We start from the raw sequence: 4,842 nt of genomic DNA, 5'->3' as shown, positions 1-4,842 counted from the left end.
ACCAAAGGGATGTGTCTTCTATGATTGTTACCAAAAACATGTTTAAATTAATGAGCAAAATTGATTTAAGTTCTAATGACCCCGAGGCAAAAAACTACCTTAAAACGGTCGAAAACTTGGAAAATATCAGAATTTTCACAACAGACAATGCGACAACTGCTGCAGATATGAAAAAAACTGTTGATGCTTACCTAAAGTCATCTACAAGTCTCTCTGAATTAATGCGGGTAAACGACGATGGCAAAAACATTCGCTTCTACATCAAAGAAGGAAAAAATGAAAATTTTGTAAGCGAGTTGTTTATGTTTTTGGAAGATGCTAACAGTAAAGACAGTAAAGCAGTAATATTGAGTATAACCGGAAATATTGATCTACGTGAAATTTCAAAACTCACATCAGATTTGAATGTGCCGGGAAGCGATCAACTAAAAGATATTGATAAAAAGAAAAACTAAAAAGCCATGAAATCAATCGTCTATATCACAACTTTAGCCATAACAGCACTATTGTTAAGTGCCTGCGGAAACGATGCATCCTTGCAAAAGTACATTGTTGAAAAGCAAAACGATTATGGCTTTATCACACTTGATTTGCCTTCGAGTTTGATTTTAGCTGAAGGAAACAACCTGACTGATGAGCAGTTAAAGACAGTAAAAAGTATCAAAAAGGTCAATATTTTAGCCTTACAATTAAAAGAAGATAACAGAGCACTTTATGAAGTTGAAAAAGAAAGGGTTCAAGCAATTTTGAGTGATGATAAATATGAAACCCTTATGAAATATGGTTCCAATGAAATGGGAGCAACTTTAATGTTTACCGGTGATGTTGAAGCCATTGACGAATTGATCATTTTTGCTTCAGATGAGGAAAAGGGATTTGGCCTTTTCAGGGTTATAGGAGACAATATGAATCCTTCTCAAGTAGTAAAATTGATGGACAATGTCAACTCAAATAACTTTGACTTTTCATTTATGAATAATCTGGGAAGTCTTTTAAATTAAGCAATCTAAAACAACAGTAAATAAAAAGTCCTCCGGTGTGGAGGACTTTTTTATTGCGAAATAATAAGTTATTTAATTGGCAAATTGCCTTATTTTACTTTGTTTATGATTGCTGCAAAAGCATCAGGGTGATTCATTGCCAAATCGGCTAAAACCTTACGGTTTAACTCAATGTTGTTGGCTTTTACTTTACCCATAAACTGTGAGTAAGTCATTCCGTGTTGTCTGGCACCTGCGTTGATACGGGTGATCCAAAGTGCGCGAAAATTTCTCTTTTTTGCCCTGCGGTCTCTGTAGGCATAAACCAATGCTTTTTCAACTGCATTTTTTGCAACTGTCCATACATTTTTACGTCTTCCAAAGTATCCTTTGGCTTGCTTCATCACCTTTTTTCTTCTGGCTCTTGAAGCGACTGAATTTACTGATCTTGGCATAATTTAATTGTTTTTTGTAGCAGGCGGGCAAAATCGCCACTTAATTTACTTACTCAGACCTAGTGTCTTTTTTGTAGCCTATCTCCAGGGTTAATAAAATGGTTTAACCTGTAGAATTATTACTTCATTCGAAGCATTAATTTTACATTGTTCTCATCTGCTTTATGTACTATAGTATCATGAGTTAGTCTAAGCTTGCGTTTCTTTGACTTCTTTGTTAAGATGTGGCTCTTAAACGCTTGCTTTCTCTTGATTTTTCCTGTGCCTGTAAGCTTAAAACGCTTTTTAGCACTGGAATTTGTTTTCATTTTAGGCATCTTTCCTCGTTTTAATTATTTATTTCGCAATTTATTTTATTTCGATTTCTTTGGGGCAAGGAACATGATCATTCGCTTTCCTTCCAACTTGGGAAGTTGCTCCACTTTACCCAGTTCGTCCAAATCCTGAGCAAGGCGAAGCAATAAAATTTCCCCTTGGTCTTTGAACACTATTGATCTTCCTTTAAAGAATACAAAAGCTTTTACTTTTGCACCGTCTTTTAAGAATTTTTCGGCATTCTTTTTCTTAAATTCATAGTCGTGGTCATCTGTTTGAGGACCAAATCGAAGCTCTTTTATAACAACTTTTGAAGCTTTTGCTTTCAATGCTTTGTCCCTCTTTTTTTGTTCATAGATGTATTTTGAATACTCCATGATTTTACAAACGGGAGGAGTTGCATTGGGTGAAATTTCAACCAAGTCTAAACCCATTTCTTCAGCCATTCCAAGGGCTTTTTTTGTGGGGTAAACTCCTGTTTCAACATTTTCACCCACAAGGCGTACCTCTTCAGCACGAATCCTTCGGTTAATATTATGCTGGTCTTCCTTAATTATTCTGGGAGAACCTCCACTTCTTTTTCTTCTAATTGCTATGACTTAAAAATTTTAGTTAAACGTTAAATTCTGCTATATTGCTTTTAATTTTCTCTTTAATGTGTTTTATAAAGTCAGAAACGCTCATTGAGCCCAAATCACCGTGACTGTGTTTTCTGACTGAAATTGTGTTTTCTTTCTCTTCCTGCTCGCCAACTATCAGCATATACGGCACTTTGCCGGTTTCTGCCTCCCTGATTTTCTTGCCAATTGTTTCATTGCGGTTGTCAACGAGGGCGCGAATTTCGTCATTTTCCAGCAAATTTAAAACTTTTTTGCCGTAATTCTCATATTTCTCACTCAAAGACAAAATGGAAACCTGAACTGGCATTAACCACAATGGGAAATTTCCACCGGTGTGTTCCAGTAAAATAGCAATAAATCGCTCCATACTTCCAAACGGGGCCCGGTGAATCATTACCGGTCTGTGAAGTTCATTATTGCTGCCTTTGTAAGTTAAATCAAAACGCTCCGGCAAATTATAATCCACCTGAATCGTTCCCAACTGCCAGCTTCTGCCCAAAGCATCCTTAACCATGAAGTCAAGTTTTGGGCCATAAAAGGCCGCTTCACCTTTTTCGATGATAAAATCCAGTTGCTTTTCTTTTGCGGCATTGATGATGGCTTGTTCTGCTTTTTCCCAGTTTTCATCAGAGCCGATGTACTTTTCAGCCTTTTCCTTATCTCTTATGGAAACCTGAGCAGTAAAATTTTCAAAACCTAAAGAACCAAATACATACAATACCAGATCAATTACTTTTTTAAATTCTTCATCAAGCTGATCAGGTGTACAGAAAATGTGTGCATCATCTTGTGTAAAGCCCCTTACTCTTGTTAATCCGTGCAACTCGCCACTTTGTTCATAGCGGTATACCGTACCAAATTCTGCAAAACGCTTGGGCAATTCCTTGTGTGACCAGGGCCTTGAATTGTATATTTCACAATGGTGTGGGCAGTTCATGGGTTTTAATAAAAACTCCTCGCCTTCATTAGGCGTTTTAATCGGCTGAAAACTGTCTTCTCCATATTTAGCATAGTGCCCGGAGGTTACATATAATTCTTTTTGGCCAATATGTGGAGTGACCACCATTTCATAACCGGCCTTTTTTTGGGCTGCTTTTAAAAAGTTTTCAAGCCTTTCGCGTAAAGCGGCACCTTTAGGCAGCCACAAGGGGAGGCCCTGCCCAACCTTTTGCGAGAATGTAAAGAGTTCAAGCTCTTTCCCTAATTTTCTGTGGTCTCTTTTTTTAGCTTCTTCCAGTAAATGAAGGTATTCAGTCAAATCTTTCTGTTTTGGGAAAGAAATACCATAAATTCGTGTAAGCTGTTTGTTTTTTTCATCACCCCTCCAGTAAGCTCCGGCTACATTTAAAAGCTTTACAGCCTTAATGATTCCGGTATTTGGTATATGACCCCCGCGGCACAAATCTGTAAAATCGGCATGGTCACAGAATGTTATAGTCCCATCCTCAAGGTTTTCAATAAGTTCAACTTTATATTCGTTTCCTTGTTTTTTATAGTAATTTAGAGCTTCGTCCTTTGACGATTCCCGCATTGAAAATTCAAATTTTTCTCTTGCAAATTGAAGCATTTTATCCTCAACAGCTTTCAATTCTTTGTCTGAAAAAGAATGGTCTCCAAAATCCACGTCATAATAAAACCCGTTGTCAATTGCAGGACCTATAGTTAATTTGATTCCCGGATACAACGCTTCCAGTGCCTGTGCAAGCAAATGGGCAGAAGAATGCCAGAACGCTTTTTTGCCATCCTTGTCATTCCAGGTGTAAAGAACAAGTCTACCATTTTTAGTCAGAGCAGTTGAAGTTTCAACAGTTTCATCATTAAAAGAGGCAGAAATGACATTGCGTGCCAAACCTTCACTAATACTTTTAGCAACATCCATTGGAGTAGTCCCTTTTTCAAAGGATTTTACACTACCATCCGGCAAAGTTATTTGAATCATATATACAGGTGTCAAATTTCAGGCGACAAAGATAACACCTCTATGGATGCAAAACAATAAAGATGGTTTAATTGCTGTTTTTTATTTGGACGTTCGGGCTTGCTTTCCGTTTCAATCTTTTTTGCGCCACTATATTGGTATAAAAAAAAGATTTCCACTGTAATCAATAATGCAAAACCATTTTCAAATTCAAGTTTATATATTTTTTTGACTTGGTAAACTTGTCGTGTTCAATTGTTTGTAAAACACTTAGTAAACAAGTCAAAAAAATATCCTAAAATAATTGTAGAAGACAAAAACGATTGTATCTTTGCAACCGCAAAAAAGGATACATCTCTTTTTAGACGTTCATTAGCGTGTTTTGATAACTATAAATTACTGATTATTAGTAATTTAAATCTTTTTTCAAAAAAAGTTTTAAAATAAGTTGTTATAAATAAAAAGGGTATTATCTTTGCACCCGCTTTGGGACACAGAGCGGCATTAAATAGAAGACAAGATACTCCTTCGCGTAAAGCTACGGAGTACGAAGA

Annotated in this window: 6 protein-coding genes; 2 read left to right on the top strand and 4 right to left on the bottom strand. The window is 36.6% G+C overall.

What is annotated here, in order from left to right; genetic code table 11:
- The coding region (locus AC6F75_RS01870) for a GFO_1090 family protein (RefSeq protein WP_500713223.1) at positions 1–455 on the top strand (455 nt) is incomplete at its 5' end.
- Positions 456–461: 6 nt separating this feature from the next.
- Positions 462–1,001 carry a GFO_1091 family lipoprotein gene (locus AC6F75_RS01865; RefSeq protein ID WP_500713222.1) on the top strand — a complete coding sequence of 180 codons (540 nt, stop codon included), beginning with the start codon at positions 462–464 and terminating at the stop codon, positions 999–1,001.
- 89 nt (positions 1,002–1,090) lie between these two features.
- Here AC6F75_RS01865 and rplT read toward each other — a convergent pair whose 3' ends face one another.
- The 4 genes from rplT to thrS form a co-directional block, all read right to left on the bottom strand.
- On the bottom strand, positions 1,091–1,435 hold the full coding sequence (gene rplT, locus AC6F75_RS01860) for a 50S ribosomal protein L20 (RefSeq protein WP_500713221.1): 345 nt from the start codon (positions 1,433–1,435) through the stop codon (positions 1,091–1,093).
- Positions 1,436–1,554: 119 nt separating this feature from the next.
- Complete coding sequence (rpmI, locus tag AC6F75_RS01855; RefSeq protein ID WP_500713219.1) at positions 1,555–1,752, bottom strand: 50S ribosomal protein L35; 198 nt, start codon at positions 1,750–1,752, stop codon at positions 1,555–1,557.
- Between the two features lie 36 nt (positions 1,753–1,788).
- Positions 1,789–2,304 carry a translation initiation factor IF-3 gene (infC, locus tag AC6F75_RS01850; protein WP_500713224.1) on the bottom strand — a complete coding sequence of 172 codons (516 nt, stop codon included), beginning with the start codon at positions 2,302–2,304 and terminating at the stop codon, positions 1,789–1,791.
- Between the two features lie 58 nt (positions 2,305–2,362).
- Entirely contained in the window at positions 2,363–4,309 is a 1,947-nt protein-coding gene (gene thrS / locus AC6F75_RS01845; RefSeq protein ID WP_500713218.1) for a threonine--tRNA ligase, read from the bottom strand.
- Positions 4,310–4,842 lie beyond the last annotated feature (533 nt).

It is taken from the genome of Planktosalinus sp. (genome assembly GCF_059864935.1).
The sequence above is the reverse complement of the archived record's forward strand: the minus strand, read 5'-3'. Positions and strand labels throughout refer to the sequence as shown.

Excerpts from the sequence above, each read along its gene's own strand:
- AC6F75_RS01865 (WP_500713222.1), top strand. The coding sequence starts at position 462 with ATGAAATCAATCGTCTATATCACAACTTTAGCCATAACAGCACTATTG.
- rplT (WP_500713221.1), bottom strand. The coding sequence starts at position 1,435 with ATGCCAAGATCAGTAAATTCAGTCGCTTCAAGAGCCAGAAGAAAAAAG.
- rpmI (WP_500713219.1), bottom strand. The coding sequence starts at position 1,752 with ATGCCTAAAATGAAAACAAATTCCAGTGCTAAAAAGCGTTTTAAGCTT.
- thrS (WP_500713218.1), bottom strand. The coding sequence starts at position 4,309 with ATGATTCAAATAACTTTGCCGGATGGTAGTGTAAAATCCTTTGAAAAA.